This is a genomic window from Pseudomonas mangrovi (genome assembly GCF_003052585.1).
In the GTDB taxonomy this organism is placed as follows: domain Bacteria; phylum Pseudomonadota; class Gammaproteobacteria; order Pseudomonadales; family Pseudomonadaceae; genus Aquipseudomonas; species Aquipseudomonas mangrovi.
Window position 1 is genome coordinate 76,970 of the sequence record NZ_QASN01000017.1, and the last position, 23,077, is coordinate 100,046.

The 23,077-nt window shown below is 63.4% G+C and carries 19 protein-coding genes; 9 read left to right on the forward strand and 10 right to left on the reverse strand.

The genetic code is table 11. The features are described 5' to 3' along the window. The first annotated feature begins 21 nt into the window (after nt 1-21). Entirely contained in the window at nt 22-696 is a 675-nt protein-coding gene (yrfG, locus tag DBO85_RS09300) for a GMP/IMP nucleotidase (RefSeq protein WP_108106988.1), read from the forward strand. A 46-nt stretch (nt 697-742) separates the two neighbouring features. Here the strand turns inward: yrfG and DBO85_RS09305 are convergent, their stop codons facing one another. The 8 genes from DBO85_RS09305 to pilG all read right to left on the reverse strand — a co-directional run bounded on the left by DBO85_RS09305 (nt 743) and on the right by pilG (nt 14,110). Continuing rightward, on the reverse strand, nt 743-1,219 hold the full coding sequence (locus tag DBO85_RS09305) for a chemotaxis protein CheW (RefSeq protein ID WP_108106989.1): 477 nt from the start codon (nt 1,217-1,219) through the stop codon (nt 743-745). 22 nt (nt 1,220-1,241) lie between these two features. Continuing rightward, nucleotides 1,242-2,261, reverse strand: a complete 1,020-nt coding sequence (locus DBO85_RS09310; RefSeq protein WP_108106990.1) for a chemotaxis protein CheB — start codon at nt 2,259-2,261, stop codon at nt 1,242-1,244. Further along, nucleotides 2,258-9,652: an Hpt domain-containing protein gene (locus DBO85_RS09315; protein WP_108106991.1), complete on the reverse strand. Its 7,395-nt coding sequence runs from the start codon at nt 9,650-9,652 to the stop codon at nt 2,258-2,260. The genes DBO85_RS09310 and DBO85_RS09315 overlap by 4 nt, the downstream gene beginning before the upstream one ends. An 11-nt stretch (nt 9,653-9,663) precedes the next feature. Further along, nucleotides 9,664-10,533 carry a CheR family methyltransferase gene (locus DBO85_RS09320; RefSeq protein WP_108107296.1) on the reverse strand — a complete coding sequence of 290 codons (870 nt, stop codon included), beginning with the start codon at nt 10,531-10,533 and terminating at the stop codon, nt 9,664-9,666. A gap of 59 nt (nt 10,534-10,592) precedes the next feature. Then, nucleotides 10,593-12,635 carry a methyl-accepting chemotaxis protein gene (locus DBO85_RS09325; protein ID WP_108106992.1) on the reverse strand — a complete coding sequence of 681 codons (2,043 nt, stop codon included), beginning with the start codon at nt 12,633-12,635 and terminating at the stop codon, nt 10,593-10,595. Nucleotides 12,636-12,719: 84 nt separating this feature from the next. Continuing rightward, nucleotides 12,720-13,256, reverse strand: coding sequence for a chemotaxis protein CheW (locus tag DBO85_RS09330; RefSeq protein WP_108106993.1), 537 nt, complete (start codon nt 13,254-13,256; stop codon nt 12,720-12,722). Between the two features lie 37 nt (nt 13,257-13,293). Further along, nucleotides 13,294-13,659, reverse strand: coding sequence for a twitching motility response regulator PilH (pilH, locus tag DBO85_RS09335; RefSeq protein ID WP_084335791.1), 366 nt, complete (start codon nt 13,657-13,659; stop codon nt 13,294-13,296). A gap of 43 nt (nt 13,660-13,702) precedes the next feature. Then, nucleotides 13,703-14,110: a twitching motility response regulator PilG gene (gene pilG, locus DBO85_RS09340; RefSeq protein WP_084335792.1), complete on the reverse strand. Its 408-nt coding sequence runs from the start codon at nt 14,108-14,110 to the stop codon at nt 13,703-13,705. A gap of 242 nt (nt 14,111-14,352) precedes the next feature. Between pilG and gshB the strand changes: the two genes are divergently transcribed. The 8 genes from gshB (at nt 14,353) to DBO85_RS09380 (ending at nt 20,712) form a co-directional block, all read left to right on the forward strand. Further along, the gene (gene gshB / locus DBO85_RS09345) at nt 14,353-15,324 is read left to right on the forward strand and encodes a glutathione synthase (RefSeq protein WP_108106994.1); all 972 of its coding nucleotides are present in this window, start codon (nt 14,353-14,355) and stop codon (nt 15,322-15,324) included. An 87-nt stretch (nt 15,325-15,411) separates the two neighbouring features. Then, on the forward strand, nt 15,412-16,305 hold the full coding sequence (locus DBO85_RS09350) for an energy transducer TonB (RefSeq protein ID WP_108106995.1): 894 nt from the start codon (nt 15,412-15,414) through the stop codon (nt 16,303-16,305). A gap of 72 nt (nt 16,306-16,377) precedes the next feature. Continuing rightward, complete coding sequence (locus DBO85_RS09355) at nt 16,378-16,944, forward strand: YqgE/AlgH family protein (RefSeq protein WP_108106996.1); 567 nt, start codon at nt 16,378-16,380, stop codon at nt 16,942-16,944. Continuing rightward, nucleotides 16,944-17,372, forward strand: coding sequence for a Holliday junction resolvase RuvX (ruvX, locus tag DBO85_RS09360; protein ID WP_177429757.1), 429 nt, complete (start codon nt 16,944-16,946; stop codon nt 17,370-17,372). Before DBO85_RS09355 ends, ruvX begins: the two co-directional genes overlap by 1 nt. A gap of 2 nt (nt 17,373-17,374) precedes the next feature. Next, nucleotides 17,375-17,884, forward strand: a complete 510-nt coding sequence (pyrR, locus tag DBO85_RS09365; protein ID WP_108106998.1) for a bifunctional pyr operon transcriptional regulator/uracil phosphoribosyltransferase PyrR — start codon at nt 17,375-17,377, stop codon at nt 17,882-17,884. Nucleotides 17,885-17,894: 10 nt separating this feature from the next. Beyond that, nucleotides 17,895-18,899 (forward strand): aspartate carbamoyltransferase catalytic subunit, encoded by a 1,005-nt coding sequence (locus DBO85_RS09370; RefSeq protein ID WP_407681459.1) that lies wholly within the window; start codon nt 17,895-17,897, stop codon nt 18,897-18,899. Then, the gene (locus DBO85_RS09375) at nt 18,899-20,170 is read left to right on the forward strand and encodes a dihydroorotase (protein ID WP_108107000.1); all 1,272 of its coding nucleotides are present in this window, start codon (nt 18,899-18,901) and stop codon (nt 20,168-20,170) included. Before DBO85_RS09370 ends, DBO85_RS09375 begins: the two co-directional genes overlap by 1 nt. A 41-nt stretch (nt 20,171-20,211) precedes the next feature. Continuing rightward, on the forward strand, nt 20,212-20,712 hold the full coding sequence (locus DBO85_RS09380; RefSeq protein ID WP_108107001.1) for a DUF4190 domain-containing protein: 501 nt from the start codon (nt 20,212-20,214) through the stop codon (nt 20,710-20,712). A gap of 73 nt (nt 20,713-20,785) precedes the next feature. Here DBO85_RS09380 and DBO85_RS09385 read toward each other — a convergent pair whose 3' ends face one another. Together DBO85_RS09385 and DBO85_RS09390 are read right to left on the reverse strand one after the other, a co-directional pair. Next, a complete protein-coding gene (locus DBO85_RS09385) occupies nt 20,786-21,931 on the reverse strand; it encodes a PilT/PilU family type 4a pilus ATPase (RefSeq protein WP_108107002.1) in 1,146 nt (381 codons plus the stop codon). Nucleotides 21,932-22,029: 98 nt separating this feature from the next. Further along, on the reverse strand, nt 22,030-23,064 hold the full coding sequence (locus tag DBO85_RS09390; RefSeq protein ID WP_108107003.1) for a type IV pilus twitching motility protein PilT: 1,035 nt from the start codon (nt 23,062-23,064) through the stop codon (nt 22,030-22,032). Nucleotides 23,065-23,077 lie beyond the last annotated feature (13 nt).

The window sequence follows — 23,077 nt, forward strand, 5'->3', positions numbered from 1 at the left end:
CTGCCGAGATCATCCCACCGCATGCCGCCGCTACCCTGGAACCAGATCGATACCGTGCTTCTCGACATGGACGGTACCCTGCTCGATCTGCACTTCGACAATCACTTCTGGCTCGAGCATCTGCCCAGCAGATATGCGCAGCATCACGGCATTTCCAGGGCCCAGGCGGATGCCGAGCTACTGCCGTTGTTCCAGGAGCATGCCGGCAAACTGACCTGGTACTGCCTGGACTTCTGGAGCGCGGAGCTGAAGCTGTCGATCACCGCCCTCAAGCGCGAGGTCGCCCATCTGATCGCCCTGCGACCGGACGCCGACAGCTTTCTTGCGGCTCTGCGCAGTGCCGGCAAGCGCGTGGTGCTGATCACCAACGCGCACCGTGATTCACTTTCGCTGAAGCTCGAGCGCGTCGAGCTGGCGCCCTGGTTCGAGCGGCTGATCAGCTCCCACGACTACGGGTTCCCCAAGGAAGACCAGCAGTTCTGGTTCGCCCTGCAGCAGGACGTCGGCTTCGATCCGCAACGCGCGCTGTTCATCGACGACAGTCTGCCGATCCTGCGCAGTGCACAGCAGTTCGGCATTAGCCAGTTGCGCGCGATCAGTCAGCCGGACAGCCGCCAGCCTGCCAAAGACACGGCGGAGTTCGTTGCGGTAACGGATTATCGGCGGCTGATCGAGGAGCTGGCCCCGAGCGCCTGAAGGCCGAGGCCGCGACCGGCGTCGATCACCAGTCGCGACAGGCTGATCAGATCAGGCCGGCGTCGGCCAGCTTCTGCTCGAGGGCGATCAGATCGGGAATGCGCGCCACGTCGCTGCCCAGGCTCACCGCGTCCAGCTCCAACGAGGCCAGTTCGACGTCGGCCCGCGGCAGTTCGCCGTCGACCTTGAACGAGCGCGGAATACCCTGCACCAGCAGGGCGATGAACTTGACCTTGGGCCGACCGCCCAGGGCGTTGAGCACCGCAACGCGCGGCATGTTGCCGGCTGACGCCTGGCGGCTGCCGGACGCCAGTTCGAACGACAGCAGCGGCAGGCTCAGGTCGCGCCAGCCGATCTGGCCGAGAAACCAGTCGGGCAGTCCTGGCGTCGCCTGGACGTTGCGGTACGGAATCAGTTCCGCCAGCGCAACGTTGGGCAGCAACAGGTTGCGGTCGGCCAGCGGCAGCATGAGCGCGGTCAGACCGCTGCTGGCGTTGCTGGTGGTGGCAGGTGCTTGGCTCATGTTTGACTACTTCCTCGAAAGCTCAGGCGCACTGCGCGGCGAGATGATTGACCAGCAGCTCGGCCAGCTCGCGCGGATCGCCACTGTGTACGCTGTAGCCACCCTCGCGCAGGCTGTCCGGCATGCTCGGGCAGGCACAACTGTCCGCGCGCTGGGTCCAGATCTCGGCACCCTGGCGACGGACGTAGGCCGCTGCGGCACTGCCGTCGCTACCCATCCCGGAAAAGGCGATCACGCCACAGCGACTGCCGTAGCTCTGCGCCAGGTTGAGCATCATCTGATCGATCGACGGGCTGTAGGGCTCCGGCCAGCCATGCGCCTGAATCTGCATCAGGCCGTCATCGGAAAAACCCAGCTCGTTGCTGATCGGCGCCACGACCACCTCACCGCAGCGCAACGCGTCGCCATGGCGAGCGCCATTGACCTTCCACTGGCTGTGTCGCCCGACCGCCTGCGGTAGCACCGACTCGAAGCCCGGATCGATGTGCTGGGCATAGACGAAGCCGACCGGCAAACCACCGGGAAGGGCATCGAGAAACGCCTTCACCGCCGCCGGACCGCCCAACGACGCAGCGAGCAGCCAGACCTGGCGTGCCGGCTCGCCCGCCACCAGCGGCGTCTCCGCCAGCATCGGCGGCAGTTCCAGGCGCGACGGCCGTTGCCCCTCGGCAAGCAGTGCTTCCAGGCTCGGGCCTACCGCACCGGAAGGGTCGCCTACCAGGCGCTTGAGTTTGCCGAACAGACGGCGCTCCCAGCGCGGATAGTTCTCCGAGTGGCGCTCCGGCGCCTGCCCCTCGCCGAACAACACCGGCGCGGAGGCACGTTCGAGCAGGTTGTCGACCAGCGGCGAATCTTCCGACTGCGCCAGGTCGACCAGCCAGAGGTCGGCCTCGCAGGCGGACAGGGCTTCCTCGTCGAGACGTTGCGGGTCGCTGTTGAGCACGACCTGATAGCCACTGGCGGTCAGCGCCTGCTGCAGCACGTGACGCTGCAGCGAGGTATCGGCGATCACGGCGATGCGTGCGGCGGCTTTCTCGCTCATTTCTTCTTGACCAGTTGCTGGATGGATTCAAGCAGTAACGATTCCTGATACGGCTTGCCGAGGTACTGGTTGACGCCGATCGCCATGGCCCGCTCGCGGTGTTTGTCGCCGGTTCGCGAGGTGATCATGATGATCGGCAGGTCCTTGAGATGCTCGTCGTGGCGCACCAGGGTGGCGACTTCGAAGCCATCCATGCGTGGCATCTCGATATCCAGCAACATGAGATCAGGCTTGTGCTCCTGCAACTGGGCAATGGCGTCGACCCCGTCCTTGGCAGTCAGCACGTTCATGCCGTTGCGTTCGAGCAGACGGCTGGTGACCTTGCGTACCGTGACCGAGTCGTCCACCACCATTACCAGAGTCGGGCGATCGCGCTCGGCTTCTTCCAGTTCGCTGGCGGTCGCCGCCAGGCGCGGCTGGCTCGGCCCCTGCTGCAGGGCGTACTGGGTACGGATGGTGGCCATCAGATCGAGAATCACTACCACCCGACCGTCACCGAGAATGGTGGCGCCGGAAATGCCGTGGACGGCAGCGAACTGCAGGCCCAGGCTCTTCACCACGATCTCGCGTGAGCCGGCCAGGCTGTCGACCTGAACCGCGACCGCATGCTCGTTGGAGCGCACCAGGATCACCGGCAACGGCAGGCTCTGCCCGACCAGCTTCGGATGCTGGCCGTTCTTCAGCATGTCACCCAGATACTTGAGCTCGTAATTCTGCCCGGCGTATTCGAAACGCGGAGCATCGGGGCCGTAATAGGCCTCCAGCTCGTAGGGCGAGACGCGCACGATGCCTTCAATGGTATTCAGCGGAATGGCGTAAAGGTCTTCGCCGGAAAGAACCATCAGCGCGCGGTTCACCGATACGGTGAACGGCAGGCGGATGGTGAAGCGCGTGCCCACGCCTGCAGTCGAGTCGATGCTCATGCTGCCGCCGAGCTGCTTCACCTCGGAGTGGACCACGTCCATCCCGACGCCGCGCCCGGAGATCTGGGTAACCTTCTCGGCGGTGGAGAAGCCGGCTTCGAGGATGAACTGCAGCACTTCGTGATCGCTGAGCTCGGCGTCCGCGTCCATCAGACCGCGCTCGATGGCCTTGCGCCGCACCGCTTCCAGGCGAATGCCGCCACCGTCGTCGGCCAGGGTCAGGACGATGTCACCACCCTCACGGCCAAGGTTCAGACGAATCGTTCCGGCGGCCGGCTTGCCGGCGGCAAGGCGCGCATCAGCGGACTCGATGCCGTGGTCGACCGCGTTGCGCAGCATGTGCTCCAGCGGCGCGACTATGCGTTCCAGTACGGTGCGGTCCATTTCCCCGTCGGCGTTGCCGACGACGAACTCGACCTGCTTGCCCAGCTCGCCGGCGATCTGCCGAACGATGCGCCGCAGACGCGGCACCAGGCGATCGAAGGGCACCATGCGCGTGCGCATCAGCCCTTCCTGCAGTTCGGTGTTCACCCGGGCCTGCTGCAGGAGCAGGGTTTCGGCATCACGGTTGCGCGCCGCCAGGGTTTCCTTGAGATCGAGAAGGTCGGAGGCGGACTCGAACAGCGCCCGTGACAGCTGCTGCAGCTGCGAGTGACGGTCCATTTCCAGCGGGTCGAAATCTTCATAACCGACACGCTCGGCCTCGGCCTGGAAGCGGCTGAGAATCTGCGCCTGGGTTTCGGTGTCCAGCCGGCGCAGCTGATCGCGTACACGATCAATGGTGGCTTCCATCTCGCTGAGCGTGAAGCTGAAGTCACTGACCTGCTGTTCGACCCGACCACGGAAGATAGAGGTTTCACCAGCGAGGTTGACCAGGCCCTCGAGCAGGTCGGCAGGAACCTTGACCAGTTCCTGCGGAGCGCGACGGGATGCAGCTTCCTGCGCCGCCTGCTCGGCACGCTGGACGAAAGGCAGCACCTTGTTCGGCGCCAGGCCACGCTCGCTGCTGCTGGCAGCCACAATGGGGGCCGCCAGGGAAACCTGAGCCACCGGGGTGGCCGGAGCCTCTGCGGTGAGTTCCGGGGTTGCCTCGTCGGCCAGGTCCGCCGCGTGGCTGTTGCTCAGCCGCTGGCGCAGTTCGTCGAGCTCCTTCTGCAGGCCTTCGAAGCCTGACTGGATGTCCAGCGTCAGACTCTGCGGCCAGGGCGCCCCACGCTGCTGCGCCTCGGTCAGCACCTGCTCCAGATCATGGCTCATGTCGCCTAGCGAGCGCTGACCGGCCAGCCGCGCACCGCCCTTGAGGGTGTGCAGGACCCGCAGCATCTCATCCAGTGCCGCACTTTCGCTCCCCGGCTGCTCCCACTTGCCGATAGCCGCTTCAAGCGCCTCGAGCAGGTCATCACCTTCCTCGAGGAAGATGTCGAGGATGTCCGACTCAGTGTCGTTGTGCCGATCATCGACAGCAGCCTTCAGATGCACGCTGGCAGGAATGCTCAGTTGCTCTTCCGGGTTGCTGCGAAAACGCTTGATGGTGTCGATCAGTGCCTGGCCGTCCGGCAGCGGCTGGTGGTCCCGCACCGCCTCAAGCATCTGCGCCAGACGGTCGTGACAGGTCTGTAGCAGGGTGAAGAGTTCCGGGCTGGCGCGCAGCCGGCCTTCGCCCAGATCCTCATAGAGAAACTCGAGCTCGTGCGCCAGATCGCCGATCTCGCGGATTTCCGCCATCCGCGCGCCACCCTTGAGGGTATGCAGATCGCGCTGCAGCGACTCGACCTCGAGGGTGTTGTCGGTCTCGTCCATCCAGCGCTGCAAGGCGGCACCGGAGCTTTCGATGATGTCGAACCCCTCTTCGAGGAAGATCTCGACCAGTTCCGGATCACGATCGTCTGCAACGGCACGCGTAGCCTGCGGCTCAGGCTGCTCTACCTGGGCAAGCGGTGCCCAGGCATCGGCAGGCTCCTCGACGGACTCGGGTGCCAACTGCTCCGGCTCGTCAGCGGCGACCGGCAGTTCGAAAGCGATCTCCTCGACCTCAGCCTCAGCCTCAGCCTCAGCCTCAGCCTCAGCCTCAGCCTCAGCCTCAGCCTCAGCCTCAAGTTCGGCGGGAGCTTCTGCCAACGGTTCAGCAGTCGACGACCATTCGTCGCCGACACTCAGCTGAGTCGCTCCTCCAGCAGGCTCGGGCTCCTCGACGGCCACGGGCAGGTCGCCCGCCCCACCACCCTGGCGAAACTGCCGGATCGCCTGTACCAGATCAGCCGGGCTCTGCATCGGGGTGCGCGCCTGCAGCTGATCGAGCAGCAGCGCCAGGCGGTCATGGCTACGCTGCAGCAGATCCTCAAGGCGCGGCGAGTGACTGTAGCGGCGATCAACCAATCCTTCGTAAAGCGACTCCAGCTCGTGAGCCAGGTCACCGATGGGGGTGATCTCGGCCATCCGCGCGCCGCCCTTGAGCGTATGCAGATCACGCTGCAGGGAGGAGAGAACGTGCTGGTTGTCCGGCTCTGCCAGCCAGCGCTCCAGGGCCTGACCGGCGCTTTCGAGAATATCGACGGCTTCCTCGAGGAAGATCTCGACCATCTCCTCATCCAGAGCCTCGAGCGGGAAAACCTGCTCCACGGCCGCGGGCTGTTCCGCCTCGCTGGTGGCGAGCGGAAGAGATTCTGGCGACTCCGCCGGCTCGCCCTGCGGAGCGGCCAGCGGCAGGTCTTCGACCGGGGCCCAGGCATCGTCGGTCGTTGCCTCAGTAGCCGGCTCCTCGTTGCTCGGTTCGTCGACCGGCGCAACATCCATCTCGATGACTTCCAGGCCATCGATGGCGCCCGGCTCGAGCAGAGCCAGCGTGGTCGGATCGAAGGCTTCGTCGAGCAGCGCACGCAATCCATCGACGATCGCCGGCTGTGCACTGACCTGAAGTCCGGCAGCAACCTGGTCCATCATCCCGATCAGGACCTCATGGGCCTTCTCGGCCTCGCCGAAGAAGCGCTCGCTCACGGCAAGACGCCCTTCGCCCACAGCGCCGTAGAGATCGAGCAGCGCATTGCACAGCTGACTGATCTGCGGAAGTTCGGCCATGTCGGCGCCACGAGCAAGCGTCGTCAGCTCATCGAGCAACGCACTCAGCTCCTGGCGTTCGGAGGGATGCTGGCGCCAGCGCTTCAGCAACTCTTCGGCGTCGAGCAGGATGTCCATCCCCTCGGCCAGGAAGATGCTGATCAACTGCGGATCGCGCACCTCCCCCTGCTCGCTCTGGCGAGCGTTTTCTGCGGCGTCGAGGCGTTCGCTGTGCAGCTGCTGGATTTCTTCCAGCAACTCGGCGGTACCGTCGATCGGACGCAGCGGGTCGGTTTCCAGCTGTTCGACGCCAAGCGTGAACAGAACCTGGGCCTTGCCGAGCAGGTCGCGTTCGGCCATGTCCACCTGGATCAGGTTGGCCTTGAACTCCTTGGCCAGCTTCTCCAGGGGCGCGGCAATCTCGGCGATCGGCAGAATGCCCGCCATGAACGCACTGCCCTTGAGTGTGTGCAGCGCACGCTGCAGATCATCGGTTACCGGCTGGGGCAACTCGTCCTGGCAACGCGCGAGAAATGCGCCCAGGGTTTCCAGGTGGGACTCGGCCTCATTACGGAAGATCTCCAGCAGCTGGGGATCAAGCACTTCTTCGGCACTGTCGGCCACATTCGCCGGCGCAATTTCCTCAGGGCCTACGTCGACTTCTTCCGCTTCGAGCGCTTGCTCTGTGATCGGCTCCGGCTGCTCCGCTTCAGGAGCCTGCTGGCTAGCAACCGGCAACGGCTCGCCCTTTGCCAGCGCATGGGCCTGGGCGGCCAGCAGGTCGACGTCATCACGCTGGCGCTGGGCGCTGGCGGCATATTCGTCAACCAGTGAAGGCATCAGCGCGACGATCTCGTTGATGACCTGGAACAGCGGTGCATCAGCGGCGACGCTGCGATCAAGAACACGGTTCAGCAGATTCTCTACCGACCAGGCCAGCTCGCCGATGACCAGGGCACGAACCATGCGGCCACTGCCCTTGAGCGTATGGAACGCGCGGCGTACTTCCACCAGCGCATCACGATCTTCAACGTTGCCCTGCCAGACCGGCAGGTACTCACCGATGGTCTCCAGCACTTCGCCGGCCTCTTCGATGAACACCTCGCGCAAATCTTCATCGACCGGTTCTTCATCCGCAGGCGGTGGCAGCAGACTCGGTGGAACGTCGCGAGCAGGCGGATTGATCGCCTCGACAGGCGCAGCCATGACTTCCGCCATGGTCGGCTCTGCGGGTTGCTCCATGGCAGGCGGTTGCACCTGCATGGCGGGCATCTCGACCTCTGGCAGGTCCAGCTCGGCCATCTCGGCCTCGCTCCAGACGGCAGGGCCTGCTTCCAGCTCAAGCTGCTCGAGAGAAGAGTCGAGTTCCGCGGAAAACTCGCCGGGCGCTTCTTCTTCGGTCGGTTGCTGCGCCGGGGGCAGATCGAGGCTCAGCTCGAAAGCCGATTCGGTGGCCAGCGCATCGGGCTCGTCGAGCGAGGCAAACGCCGGATCAAGGTCGCCAAACTGGGTTTCACTTGCGCCCAGATCGAGGTCGTCGGCAGCGCCGAGATCAAAGTCCAGCTCGCTGACGGCCAGCTCGGCCACTCCGAACTCCGGCTCAACCGGCTCTTCGTGCGCCTGCTGGTTGCTGAAGACTTCGATGTCATCCAGCGGATCGACCAGCGGAGCGGGCTGTTCCAGCGCCGCGCTCTGCTCCGGCTCTTCACGATCCAAGATCGACGGGCGCGGCTTGAGCGGATAACCAAGGGCTTCCAGGCTCTCCTCGGCCACATCGAGAATGATGTCACCCTGGGTCGCATGGTCTTCGGCGAGACGTTCCAGGTAGTACTCGACACTGGTGATGGCGTCGGCGAGGGTATCCAGATTCTGCCAGTTCGGTACGGCCTTGCGCGCCAGCAGCTGTTCCTGAATGTACTTGTTGCAAGCATCCAGCAGGGCCGCGGCACGCGCCAGCGGGATCATCGCCAGGCCACCGCGGACCTGGGTCAACAGTTCCGGTACACGGGCCAGGTGATCGTGATTCCACTGCGAAGCGATGAATTCGATGATCGCGTCCTTGGACTGTTCCAGTCCGTTGCGCGCTTCCTTGATCACCAGCTGATGAATCTGCGCCACATCGGTAGTGGGCAGGTGGCTCTCTTCCTGACGACCGTCCTCGGACGGACCGACCATTCCGGCGAGCGTCGCTTCCACATACAGCAGGGCACCGGCTACATCCATCAGCACCGCATCGCTCGGCTCACGATGGCCGAGCGTCAGCGCGTGAACCACATCGATCTGGTCGAGGATGACCTTGCGCGGCTGGCCGAAGCCGAGGACCGCCAGGGTGTCGGCGATCTGCTTGAGCGGGGCCAGCAGCGCGTCCAGCTCGATGACCTTCTGCCGGTCGCTACGAACGAACAGATCGAGGCTGTCCTTGACCCGCACCAGCTCTTCGCAAAGCGCAGCAACCACCGAACGCATTGCATCGCGGTCGGGCCCGGCCAGGCGCGCGCGCTCCTCGTCGACCTGGTCGTCGGCAAGCAACGCCTCGTCCAGACGATACTCGTCCTTCAACGCGCGGATACGCGGGGACTGCGCCGGAGCCTTGGCCACATAGAACAGCAGGTTCTTCAGCAGATCGTCCGGCGCTGGTTGATTGATCGCATCGGCGCCTTCGTCGACCAGGCGCTTGAGCTCCTTGTCGACCTGACGCAGCAGGGTCCTGACAGAGGTGCCATTCACCACACTGCCGGTCGCCATGCCTTCGACCAGGCCGGAAGCTATGCGCCACAAGGGCCCGAGAGGAGACTCCTTGCACAGGGTTTCCAGACGCGCGAATACCCGCGCCATGTAACCCAGGTTGGTTCCCAGGTCCTGATTGCGGATCACGCCAACCAATGCCATCTGCAACATCTGGCGCAGCTTGCGTAGCAGAACAGGCAGCTCGGCAGTACGCAGGGTAGCCAGGCTCTCAAGCGAGAGCGCGGCAGCTTCCTGCGCCATGTGCGGTTTGAACAGACTGGTTTCGGAAAGCAGTTTCTCGCCACGCGCGGCGCGCAGATCGTTCAGCAGCGGCAACACGACCATCGGCAGGTCACGGCGGGCCGCCTGGATTCGGTCCAGGTACGCAGGCAGCTGCAGAATCGCCTGCATCAGCACTTCCAGCGCTTCACCCTGGTTGGTGACCCGGCCGACGACCAGCGCCTCGGCCAGCTGCTCCATCTCTTCGGCAAGCAGCGCAGCGCCGTAGAACTCGACCATCTGCAAGGTGCCGAGCACCTGATGCACGTAGGTCTGGCAGAAACGCATGCGCGTCGAGTCCTGGGGGTTCTCGACATACGCTTCGAGCGACTGGCGCGCCTGCTTCAGCGTCTCGGCGATCTCACCCTTTACCCATTCCAGGGCGACATAGTCATGCCGATCACCCATACCGACTCCGCTCATAAACTTTTCCGGGTAAATGCCAGAACTTCCTCATCAGCCACCGGTTGCAGGTCCGGGTGCTGCCAACCGACCACTTCTCCCACTCCGACGACCAGCAAGCCTCCCGGCGCCAGCCGCTCGGCCAGGCGATTGAGGATCTCGCGGCGCCGCCAGCGGCGAAAATAGATCAGCAGGTTCTGACAGAAAATTACGTCCATGCCGGAGAGGGGCGCCTTGGCCAGCTCCAGCACATTGAGTCGCGCACAGCAGGCCCGCTCGACCAGACTCGGGCTGACACAGAAACGTCCGTCCTCTCGACGCTGAAAATACGCGTCGACATAAGCACCCTCGACGCTTTCCAGCCGCCTCGGGTCATAAACTCCCTGACGTGCCTTGGAAAGCGCATTCAGGCTGATATCCGTTCCGGTGACGCCAAAGTAGCCAGGATGGGAGCTTTCCTTGAGCGTCTCCGCGGCGGTGATCGCTAGGGAATAAAGCTCTTCCCCGCTCGAACAACCTACGCTCCAGAGACTCCAGGGTCGCTCGATCCCTTCACGCTCGAGCTTTTCCGTCAGATGACGACGCAAAAGGGCGAACGAAGGCGGGTGCCTGAAGAAACGCGTCTCCTGCACGGTGAGACGATCCAGCAGCGCGGACCATTCGACTGCGCCCCTCGGGCCGTCGGTGACCTGGCAGTAGTAACTTGCGTAATCGGATACCCCAATCTCGCGCATCCGAGCGGTCAGATTGGTCTGCAGAAAGGTCCGGCGCTGATCGCTGACCACGACGCCGGTACGCTCCTCGAGCAACGCTCGCCATTCGTTGAACTCCGCAGCGGTCATGTCCGCCACGGGCCTGAAGGCCCAGACTCCCTCGCTCGATTGCATGCCTTGCCTCTCGCTCATGGCCGTCGGATGACGACCTGGCGGCCGCCATCCATCTCCATTCAGGCCTGGGCGTCAGGCAGGGTGAAGTCGGATACCGACTTACGCATCTCACTCGCCATCTTGGCCAGGTTACCAATGCTCTTGGCCGTAGCGGTGGTACCGGAGGACGTCTGCGAGGTGATCTCCTGAATGACGTTCATCGTGTTGGAGATGTGGCCGGCCGAGGAAGCCTGCTGGCGTGCAGCGTTGGAAATGTTCTGGATGAGGGCCGCGAGGGTCTTGGAAACCTTCTCGATCTCTTCCAGCGCCACACCCGCGTCCTGCGCCAAGCGCGCACCACGGACCACCTCCGAAGTGGTCTGCTCCATCGAGATGACCGCCTCGTTGGTGTCGGTCTGAATGGTCTTGACCAGTGCCTCGATCTGCTTGGTCGCTGCCGAGGAACGTTCCGCCAGTCGCTGTACTTCGTCCGCAACCACCGCGAAGCCTCGACCGGCATCACCAGCCATGGACGCCTGGATCGCAGCGTTCAGTGCGAGGATGTTGGTCTGGTCGGCAATGTCGTTGATCAGGCTGACGATGTCACCGATCTCCTGGGACGATTCACCGAGGCGCTTGATCCGCTTCGAGGTGTCCTGGATCTGCTCACGGATGTTGTCCATGCCGGTGATGGTGTTGTGCACCACCTCGTTACCCTTGTTGGCGATGGCTACGGAACGTTCTGCTACCGCGGAGGATTCCGAGGCGTTCGCCGATACCTGGTCAATCGACACCGCCATCTCGTTGATCGCCGCGGAGGCGCCGGCAATTTCCTGCGCCTGGTGCTCGGAAGCTTCGGCCAGATGCATCGCTGTCGCCTGGGTTTCCTGGGCGGCTGCCGCCACCTGAACCGCGGTCTGGTTGATCGTCAGTACCAGATCGCGCAGTTGGTCGATCGAGTAGTTGATGGAGTCGGCGATGGCACCGGTGAAGTCCTCGGTTACCGTCGCTGCCACCGTGAGGTCACCATCCGCGAGGTCGGCGATCTCATCAAGCAGTCGCAGAATCGCCGCCTGGTTCCGCTCGTTCTTCTCGGCGGTTTCGGCAAGACGACGGCGAGTGGTCTGAACCATGACCAGTGCGATGAGGATGATAGATGCCAGGGCCAGCAGGCCCAGAACGTAGCCGGCGATGGTATTCAGGTAGCGGCCGCCGGCCAGTTGCTCGAGACCTTCGGCAAGGGTGGAAGCCTTGTCCAGCAGGGTCTGGGAAACGGTGAAGATGGTGTTTGCCGATTCGCGGACCTGGAACAGCTCAGGAGAGGTTTCGAGAATCTCGTCCACCGAACCGGAAACGAATTCGAACAGCTCGGAAATCTCTGCCAGACGCTCGCGAGCATCCTCGTTGGTCACCTGGGAGATTTGCATCGCCTCGTTGCCTTCGAGCATCGCCAGCAGTACGCGACCGAACAGACTGGCGTCGCGACCAAACATGTCGGCGGCCTGGACGGAGTCCTGGTCACCCGCGAGCACCTTGTTCACCGAGCCGAGAATACGCTCGGCCAGCAGCGACTGACGCTGGGCAACCGATACCTGGGCCGCCGGCGCCCCGCTTTCCAGCAGGATGTCGACGACCTCTTCGTACTCCACCTGCAGCTGCGGAATGGTTTCCGCGAGCGTCGCCGCTACCTGGTGCAGCGACAGTACGGTCTGCTCACTGGCCAGAATGGCGTCGGTGTTCTCGCGCAGGCTGTTCCAGTCCTGCTGCACCAGCGCCATCTGCGGCTGCACCGCATCCGGCGCGGAAGGAAGACCGGTTTCCGGGTTGCCCTTGGTCAGGATGCCCCAGCGACCCTCGAAGTCGTCGCGTGCCTCCTTCAACAGGCCGAACGCTTCGGGCTTGCCCGCCGCCGCCTCGGTGGCGTTCTTCGCGATACGCTGGGAGAGTACGCGCAGCTCACCGGAGTGACTGATGTACTCGGTGTCGTAGTTCGACTGGGTATTGAGGTAGGCGAAGTTCGCGAACAACAGCACGATGGACACGATCAGGACCACGAATAGTCCGGTGATCAATGTGCTGCTGCGCATGCTTGCCAACAGATTTCCTGCTTGGATTTTCTTCATTATCTGGCCCCCGCCTGGACCGACCGCACCACGGTTTCCATGTAACGCCAAAAGGTCGGCGAAGCCGACCCAACCGAAAATTCGTCAAAGTGCAACATCAAGAAACCCCGGGTCTTTCGCCAGCGAATGAGGACTGAATACCAGCCATGGCTGTTCGCGCTGGAACACACCATGCACGAACGGCCGGATACTGGACTCCAGCGGTGGCAACTGGTCGGAAAAGGAGTCGACCGGAAAATGCTGCATCCCGTAAACCTCGTCTACGGTCAGGCCCGCAAACACTTCCTGGTGATCCACCACCAGCAGACGACGCTTCTTGCGCAGCGGCGACAGCTCGCTACCGAAAAAACCGCAGAGATCCATGACCGGGAGCAGGCGTCCGCGCACGTTGGCAACGCCCTTGACCCAATCCTTTACTCCGGGAAGCATCGTGTAGCGTTGCTCGTGAAGCACCTCACCGACCTCACCCATGGGCGCGACGAAGTGCCGCTCGCCCATGCGGAAGCCGATACCGCTCCAGGTCTGCACGACCTCCTGCTGCGACGGCAGGCCTGCCGCGAGCTGGCGACAGCGCTGATCGATTTCCTGCAGAAGCTTGAAAGGAGTCTTCGCGTCCGACATGCCGGGCCGAGCCTTCTTGGATGGTTAGGACCTGGACTCAGCCTGCCAGAACGGCATTCAGGGTTTTCAGCAGCGTATCTTCGTCGACCGGCTTGGTCAGGTAGTCGCGTGCGCCCTGGCGCTTGCCCCAGACCTTGTCGGTCTCCTGATCCTTGGTGGTCACGATGATCACCGGGATGTGACTGGTGTCGGCATCCTTGGTCAACTGACGGGTAGCCTGAAAGCCGTTGAGGCCTGGCATCACGATATCCATCAGCACGGCGTCCGGCTTTTCCTGACGCGCCAGAGCCACGCCGTCGGCGCCATTTTCCGCCTTGAGTACCTGATGACCATGCTTCTCGAGCATGGCGGTCAGCTTGTACATCTCGGTCGGCGAGTCATCAACAATCAGAATACGAGCCATGTTTTTTCCCATTCGGTGAGGCTTCTACGGCTTTCGCCGGACTTCAGGATGCTTGCTCCACCGGCGTGAAATCAGGCACGTGGGCCTTGATGGCGCCGAGCAGCTCCTCTTTGCTGAAAGGTTTGGTGAGATATTGGTCGGAACCGACGATGCGCCCCTTCGCCTTGTCGAACAGGCCGTCCTTGGAGGACAGCATGATCACCGGCGTGGACTTGAAGGCACTGTTGTTCTTGATCAGGGCGCAGGTCTGATAACCATCCAGACGCGGCATCATGATGTCGACGAAAATGATGCTGGGGTGGGTATCGGCGATCTTGGCCAGGGCATCAAAGCCATCCACTGCCGTTATGACGTCGCACCCGACTTTTTTCAGGAGCGTCTCGGCAGTACGACGAATCGTTTTCGAATCGTCGATGACCATGACTCTCAAACCTTCAGAATGCTGTTCCATGTTTGCCCTACCATCGCCTTGGTAAATCGTTATTTTTGCATCCAGTGCGCTTGAGGCCCGACTTCGACAGGTTCCGACGCAATCGTGCGGCCTTTTTAGCACACTCTCTAGATGCAATCTATAAGCCCCGGAAAGCCAAGGAAACCTTGACCTCGGGATGATGCTGGCGCCACCCTGAAGTACGCCAGTCTAGTCGCGCCAGCCCTCCGCTGCCGCTTTATCACGATGAGGAATTTCTCCCCATGAGCGTACGCCTCGGGATCGTCATGGACCCCATTGCGAGCATCTCCTACAAGAAGGACAGCTCCCTGGCCATGTTGCTGGCCGCCCAGGCCCGCGGCTGGACCCTGTTCTACATGGAACAACAGGGCCTCTACAGCAGACAGGGTGAAAGCCGCGCACGCATGCGCGCCCTGACCGTGTTCGAGGACCCCGCCCACTGGTTCGAACTGGGCACGGAGCAGGACGAGGCACTAAGCGAACTTGACGTCATCCTGATGCGCAAGGACCCGCCGTTCGATAACGAATATGTCTACTCGACCTATCTGCTGGAACAGGCGCAGCAAGCCGGCACTCTGGTGGTGAACAATCCGCAGAGCTTGCGTGACTGCAACGAAAAGCTGTTCGCCACCCAGTTTCCACACTGCACGCCGCCCACCCTGGTCAGCCGGCGCAAGGACATTCTGCGCGAGTTCGCCGCAGAGCATCGTGACATCATTCTCAAACCCCTGGACGGCATGGGTGGCGCCTCGATCTACCGCCACCGCGAAGGTGACCCGAATCTCTCGGTGATCATCGAGACACTGACCGCCCACGGCACCCAGCAGATCATGGCGCAACGCTACATTCCGGAGATCCTCCAGGGCGACAAGCGCATTCTGATGATCGATGGCGAACCGGTACCCTACTGCCTGGCGCGGGTTCCGGCCGTCGGCGAGACCCGTGGCAATCTCGCCGCCGGCGGCAGCGGCGAGGCCCGCCCCCTGAGCGAGAGAGACCGTTGGATCGCGACCCAGGTCGGCCCAGCGCTGCGTGAAAAAGGCTTGCTGTTCGTCGGCCTGGACGTGATCGGCGACTACCTGACCGAGATCAACGTCACCAGCCCGACCTGCATCCGTGAAATCGACTACGCCTTCGATACGCAGATCGGTGCGCACCTGATGGACTGTATCGAGCTCAAGCTCGCCGCTGCCGGAAAGCCCGCACAAGCTTGATCCAGCTAACAGCTTTGGGCTTTGGGCTTGAAGCCTGCCGGCGGTTGCCGGCAGACTGCGCGACTATTCGTAACGGCCTGATCCGCAATGAACGCAGCCACCCATCCCAGCGACCTCACCAACAGCAGCGTGCGCCCCGCGGATCGGCTGGGTTTCACTCTGTTCGTCGCTGCTTTGGTGCACGTCGCCCTGATACTCGGGCTCGGCTTCGGCCTGAGCGAGCCGAGCCAGATCAGCAAGTCGCTCGAGGTAACCCTGTCCACCTTCAAGAGCGATGAAAAGCCCAAGCAGGCCGACTTCCTCGCCCAGGACAACCAGCAGGGCAGCGGCAGCCTGGAGCATGAGGCAACGCCCACCACGACCGAAAAGGCAATCTTCCAGGACAACGAGCTGCGTAAGGTCACCCCGCCAAGCACGCCGATTCCACCCCCATCCCGTGAGGAAGCACCCAAGGCAGCGCTGGCGACTCGCTCGCCGCAGCAGCAGCAGACGCCGATCAAGCGCGAGGAAGAAAAGCCCGCCCCGCAGCAGCCGCAGGTGCATTTCGACCGCGAGCAGCTGTCCGCAGAGATCGCCAGCCTGGAGGCGGACCTCGCTCGGGAAGTGCAGGAGTATGCAAAGCGGCCACGCGTGCATCGCCTCAATGCCGCCTCGACCATGCGCGACAAGGGCGCCTGGTACAAGGACGACTGGCGCAAGAAGGTCGAGCGGGTCGGCAACCAGAACTACCCGGACGAAGCCCGTCGCCAGCGCATCTACGGCAGCCTGCGCCTGCTGGTGACGATCAACCGTGACGGCACCCTCTACGAAGTGCAGATTCTCGAATCTTCCGGCCAGGACGTGCTCGACCAGGCCGCCCTGCGCATCGTTCGCCTAGCCGCCCCCTATGCCCCCTTCAGTGGGGACCTGGCCGAGTTCGACCGGTTGGAGATCATCCGCACCTGGCGTTTCGAGCGCGGCGATCGCCTGATGAGCCAGTAGTGCCGACTTGCCTCCCGGCAACTTCGGCCGACGCGGCTTGATGCCCGCCTCCGGAACCCCGAAACTAGGCCGATGAAGAGCACCGTCAGCTACCTCAAGAACCACTTCCTGATCGCCATGCCGCACATGGCCGACCCCAATTTTGCGCGCACACTCATCTATCTGGTGGAGCACAACGAACAGGGCGCGATGGGGCTGGTGGTCAATCGTCCCGGCGAGCTGACCCTAGCCGATGTGATCGAACAGCTGCGACCAACCACGCCCTGCATCGACAGCCGCGGCGATCTGCAGATTTTCACCGGCGGCCCGGTACAGACCGATCGAGGCTTCGTCCTTCATCCGGCCGGACAACCGTTCCAGGCGACCCTGCAACTGGGCGCGCTGGCGCTGACCACCTCCCAGGACGTGCTTTTTGCCATCGCCGACGGTCAGGGGCCGGACGCCTATTTTGTCTGCCTCGGCTACGCCGGCTGGGAAGCGGGCCAGCTCGAAGCGGAGCTGGCAGCCAACGCCTGGCTGAGCAGCCCTTCGGAGCAACGCATTCTTTTCGATACTCCGCCTGAACAGCGCCTGGACTCAGCTGCAGCGCTGCTGGGCGTGGACCTGAATCTGCTGACCAGCCAAGCCGGGCACGCCTGATGGCGCTGCGTCTGCTACTCGGCTTCGACTACGGCACGCGCCAGATCGGCGTAGCGGTTGGCCAGGTCATCACCGGCCAGGCTCGCGAGCTTTGCGTCCTGCGCGCGCAGAACGGCGTACCGGACTGGCAGCAGGTCGAAGCACTGCTGCGCGAGTGGCAGCCCGACGCCCTGGTGGTCGGCCTGCCCCTGAACATGGATGGCAGCGCCAGCGAGATGAGCGCCCGCGCGGAGAAGTTCGCCCGCCGGCTACATGGCCGCTTCAGCCTTCCGGTACACACCCACGACGAACGCCTGACCACCTTCGAGGCCAAGGGCCAACGCATGCGCCAGGGCCACAGTGGCAACTACCGGGATAATCCGGTCGATGCCCTGGCCGCGGCTCTGCTGCTGGAAGGCTGGCTGGAAACCCACTGCAACGAGACCTGACGATGACTCTTCCCGACCCAGCGCTTCTGATTCCGCAGATGGCCGACGCACTGAGCCAGCATCTGGCTCGACATGGCATCGATGAGCCGCAGTTCATCGGTATCCGCACCGGCGGCGTGTGGGTTGCCCAGGCCCTGCTTGAACACATGGCCGAGAGCTCGGCGCTAGGCGTACTGGACGTGTCCTTCTACCGCGACGACTTCACCCGCAACGGCCTGCACCCGCAGGTGCAGCCTTCAGAGCTGCCGTTCGAGATCGAGGACCGCCACCTGGTGCTGATCGACGACGTACTCATGAGCGGACGCACCGTGCGCGCGGCGATGAACGAGCTGTTCGACTACGGCCGCCCCGCCAGCATCAGCCTGGTCTGCCTGCTCGATCTGGATGCGCGTGAACTGCCGATACGTCCCGACGTGGTCGGTGCGACGCTGTCGCTGGAGCCTGGCGAGCGCGTAAAATTGCTCGGCCCCGCGCCCCTAGCCCTCGAACGCCAGACACTCGCCGCTCACTGAGACCCTGCCGATGACCGCCGCCAAACCTCCGCTGCAACTGAACGACCAGGGTCAGCTGCGCCATTTTCTCTCACTCGACGGCCTGTCTCGCGACCTGCTCAACGAGATCCTCGACACCGCCGACTCCTTTCTTGAGGTGGGCGCGCGGGCGGTGAAGAAAGTACCCCTGCTGCGCGGCAAGACGGTCTGCAACGTGTTCTTCGAGAACTCCACGCGCACCCGCACAACCTTCGAGTTGGCCGCCAAACGGCTGTCTGCCGACGTCATCACGCTGAATGTTTCCACGTCATCGACCAGCAAGGGCGAGACCCTCACCGATACCCTGCGCAACCTGGAAGCCATGGCCGCCGACATGTTCGTGGTGCGTCACGGCGACTCCGGCGCGGCACACTTCATCGCCGAGCATGTCTGCCCAGGCGTCGCGATCATCAACGGGGGCGACGGCCGCCACGCGCACCCGACCCAGGGCATGCTCGACATGCTGACCATCCGCCGTCACAAGGGCGATTTCGACAAGCTGTCGGTGGCGATCGTCGGCGACATCCTGCACTCGCGAGTCGCGCGCTCGAACATGCTCGCACTGAAGACCCTCGGCTGCCCGGACATCCGCGTCATCGGCCCGCGCACACTGTTGCCGGTAGGACTCGAGCAGTACGGCGTACAGGTCTTCACCGACATGGACCAGGGTCTGGCCGGCGTCGACGTGGTGATCATGCTGCGGCTACAGCGCGAGCGCATGCAGGGCGGCCTGCTGCCAAGCGAGGGCGAGTTCTTCCGCCTCTACGGCCTGACTCCCCAGCGCCTGGCACTGGCCCATCCCGAGGCCATCGTCATGCACCCCGGCCCGATCAACCGCGGCGTGGAAATCGACTCCGCCGTCGCCGACGGCAGCCAGTCAGTGATCCTCAACCAGGTCACCTACGGCATCGCCATCCGCATGGCAGTACTGTCGATGGCCATGAGCGGACAAACCGCACAGCGCCAGACCAACAGCGAATCCGAGGAGCAAGCCTGATGTCCATCTCCATCCTCGGCGCGCGCCTTCTGGACCCCGCGAACGACCTGGATCGGGTCGATGACGTTCATCTGGATCAGGGCCGCATCGTTGGCATAGGCACAGCGCCAGTCGGCTTCGAAGCGCTGCGCCAGATCGCCGGCGAGGGCCTGGTGATGACGCCCGGTCTGGTCGACCTGAGCGTATCGCTGCGCGAGCCCGGTCAGACGCGCAAGGGCAGCATCGCCAGCGAAACCCAGGCAGCTGCGGCAGGCGGCGTGACCAGCCTGTGCTGCCCGCCCAACACCCGCCCGGTTCTCGACACCACTGCCGTGGCCGAGCTGATCCTGGATCGCGCCACGGTTGCCGGGCATGCCAAGGTTTTCCCGATCGGCGCACTTACCAGGGACCTGCAGGGCGAACAACTGGCCGAACTGGTAGCACTGCGCGACGCCGGCTGTGTCGCCTTCGGCAACGGCATCGGCGGCCTGCACAACAGTCGCACCCTGCGCCGTGCACTCGAGTACGCCGCGACCTTCGACCTTACTATCATCTTCCAGCCGCAGGATCACGACCTGGCTGAGGGCGGGCTGGCGCATGAAGGGCCGACAGCCAGCTTCCTTGGCCTGCCCGGCATTCCGGAGAGCGCCGAGACGGTGGCACTGGCCCGTGATCTCTTGCTGGTCGAGCAGAGCGGCGTGCGCGCGCATTTCAGCCAGCTCAGCAGCGCTCGCGCAGTGGAAATGCTCGCCACCGCTCAAGCCCGCGGCCTGCCGGTGACCGCAGACGTAGCGCTCTATCAGTTGATCCTGACGGACGAAGCCCTCGCGGACTTCTCCAGTCTCTATCATGTCCAGCCGCCTCTGCGCTCGCGCAGGGATCGGGACGCATTGCGTGAAGCCGTGCGCAGCGGCGTGATTGGCGCCATCGCCAGTCACCATCAACCGCATGAGGACGATGCCAAGCAGGCGCCTTTCGGCGCCACCGAGCCCGGCATCAGCAGTGTCGAACTGCTGCTGCCCCTGTCCCTGACGCTGGTCGAAGACGGGCTGCTCGAGCTTCCTGAGTTGATTCGACGCCTGAGCAGCGGCCCGGCGACCGCACTACGACTGCCCAGCGCCGGGATACAGCTCGGCGCCCCGGCGGACCTGCTGATCTTCGACCCCGCCGGCCAGACCCTGGCTGGCGAACAGTGGCTCTCCAAAGGGCGCAACTGTCCGTTTCTGGGCCACTGCCTGCCCGGCCGGGTTCGCTACACCATCTGCGACGGTCGCTTGAGCTACACGACCTGACAGCCACACGAAGCACACAACACACTGGCGGGGAGCCATACATGGAAGGCGTCATTCTGGATTTCAATCTCGACAGCAGCACCGGCGTAGTGCGCTGCAATCAAGGCACGCGCTACAACTTCACGATCGAGGAGTGGAAAAGCAGCGATCTGCCCAAACCAGGCGAGCGGGTCGATTTCGTACCCAACGGCGAACAGGCGGGCAACCTCTATCGCGTGCAGTCCCAGGCACCGGCAGCCGCGCAGCCTCAGGCAGCCTCTCCGTTCGCGCCACCGGCGGCAGCGCCGGCGCAAGTGCCGACTCCGTCGGTGCTGGCAATCATCAGTCTGATTGCCGGCATCCTCGGTCTGCTGATCTTCGGTTCGCTGATCGCGGTTATCTGCGGCCACATTGCCCGCTCGAACATCCGCGACAGCCGCGGCGCCCTGACCGGCGACGGCATGGCTCTGGCAGGCCTGATCCTCGGCTACCTCGGTCTCGGCCTGACAGTACTGTTCTTCCTGGTGATGATGATCGCCGGTATCGCCGGCTCAACGCTCTGAAAGAAAAAAGCCCCGCGACTTTCGTCACGGGGCTTTGTCTCTGGGCCTGGCCGCGCCTGCAGCCCCTCATGCCCTAACGGAAACGACGCCCAACGTCGTCTTCGCTTATCTCCAGAGAAAGCCCCTGGGCCACACTGCTCAGGTGGTCGCCATCGGTTTCCGAACCCAGCTTGATCATCAGACGCAAATCGTTTGCCGAGTCGGCGTGCAGCAACGCGTCCTCGTAGGTGATCTCACCCTGGGAGTAGAGGCTGTACAGCGCCTGGTCGAAGGTCTGCATACCCTGCTCGGTGGAGCGTTTCATCAAGGGCTTGAGCTCATGGACTTCGCCCTTGCGGATCAGGTCCGCCGCCAGCGGCGTGTTGATCAGCACCTCGATCACCGCACGGCGGCCCTTACCATCCGGCGTCGGCACCAGCTGCTGCGCGACAATCGCCTTGAGGTTGAGAGACAGATCCATCCAGACCTGATTCTGACGGTCGGCCGGGAAGAAGTTGATGATCCGGTCGAGCGCCTGGTTGGCGTTGTTGGCGTGCAGGGTTGCCAGACACAGGTGGCCGGTTTCGGCGAAGGCGACCGCGTAGTCCATGGTTTCACGGGTACGAATTTCACCGATCAGAATAACGTCCGGCGCCTGTCGCAGGGTGTTCTTCAGGGCGATGTCGAAGGATTCGGTATCGATGCCGACTTCGCGCTGGGTGACGATGCAGTTCTGATGCTGGTGAATGTACTCGATCGGGTCTTCGATCGAGATGATGTGGCCACTGGAGTTCTTGTTGCGGTAGCCGATCATCGACGCCAGCGAGGTGGACTTGCCGGTACCGGTGGCGCCGACGAACAGCACCAGACCACGCTTGGTCATCGCCAGTTTCTTGAGAATTTCCGGAAGCTTGAGATCTTCGATGGTCGGGATGTTGGTCTCGATCCGGCGCAGGACCATACCGGCCAGATTACGCTGATAGAAGGCACTGACGCGGAAGCGGCCGACGCCACGGGCACTGATCGCGAAGTTGCATTCGTGGTTTTCGGCGAACTCGCGGCGCTGCTGCTCGTTCATCACCGAATGCACCGTCTCGCGGGTCTGCTCCGGCGACATCGGATTCTTGGTGACCGGCATGATCTTGCCGTTGACCTTCATCGATGGCGGTACCCCGGCGGTGATGAAGAGGTCGGAACCGCCCTTTTCGACCATCAGGCGCAGCAGCTTTTCAAATTCCATGTCGTTCTCGCCTAGCACGCCTCGTCAATCTTGCGGAGAACTCTCCGTGGCCGGCGACTGCGAGGCGTGGACCGCAGCCGACTGCCCTGCGCCGACCGTCAGAAGTTTTCCGGGGTCTTGGATTTTTCACGTGCGGCGTCGCGACTGACCAGTCCCTTGGCCACCAGATTTTTCAGGCACGCATCCAGCGTTTGCATGCCCAGCGCGCCGCCGGTCTGGATCGCCGAGTACATCTGCGCGACCTTGTCCTCGCGGATCAGATTTCGAATTGCCGGGGTACCGATCATGATCTCGTGCGCCGCCACCCGGCCACCACCGATCTTCTTCAGCAGGGTCTGGGAAATGACCGACTGCAGCGATTCGGAAAGCATCGAGCGGACCATGGATTTTTCCTCGGCCGGGAATACGTCGACCACCCGGTCGATGGTTTTGGCCGCGGAGGTGGTGTGCAGGGTGCCGAACACCAGGTGACCGGTTTCCGCGGCGGTCAGCGCCAGGCGGATGGTCTCAAGGTCCCGCATCTCGCCGACCAGGATGATGTCCGGGTCTTCACGCAGTGCCGAACGCAACGCTTCTGCGAAGCCATGGGTGTCGCGGTGCACTTCACGCTGGTTGACCAGGCACTTCTTGGACTCGTGAACGAATTCGATCGGGTCTTCGATGGTGAGGATGTGCTGGTACTTGGTGCTGTTCAGGTAGTCGAGCATCGCCGCCAGGGTGGTCGACTTGCCCGAACCGGTCGGCCCGGTGACCAGCACCAGGCCGCGTGGTACGTCGGTGATCTTGCGGAACACCTCGCCCATGCCAAGGTCTTCCATCGTCAGCACCTTGGAGGGAATGGTACGGAATACCGCACCGGCGCCGCGGTTCTGGTTGAACGCGTTGACACGGAAACGGGCCACACCGGGCACTTCGAAGGAGAAGTCGGTCTCGAGGAACTCCTCGAAATCCTTGCGCTGCTTGTCGTTCATGATGTCGTAGATGAGCGCATGCACCTGCTTGTGCTCCATCGCCGGCAGGTTGATCCGCCGCACGTCACCGTCGACGCGAATCATGGGCGGCAGACCGGCCGAGAGATGCAGGTCCGAGGCGCCTTGCTTGGCGCTGAAGGCAAGCAGCTCAGTGATATCCATGGGACTCCCCGAT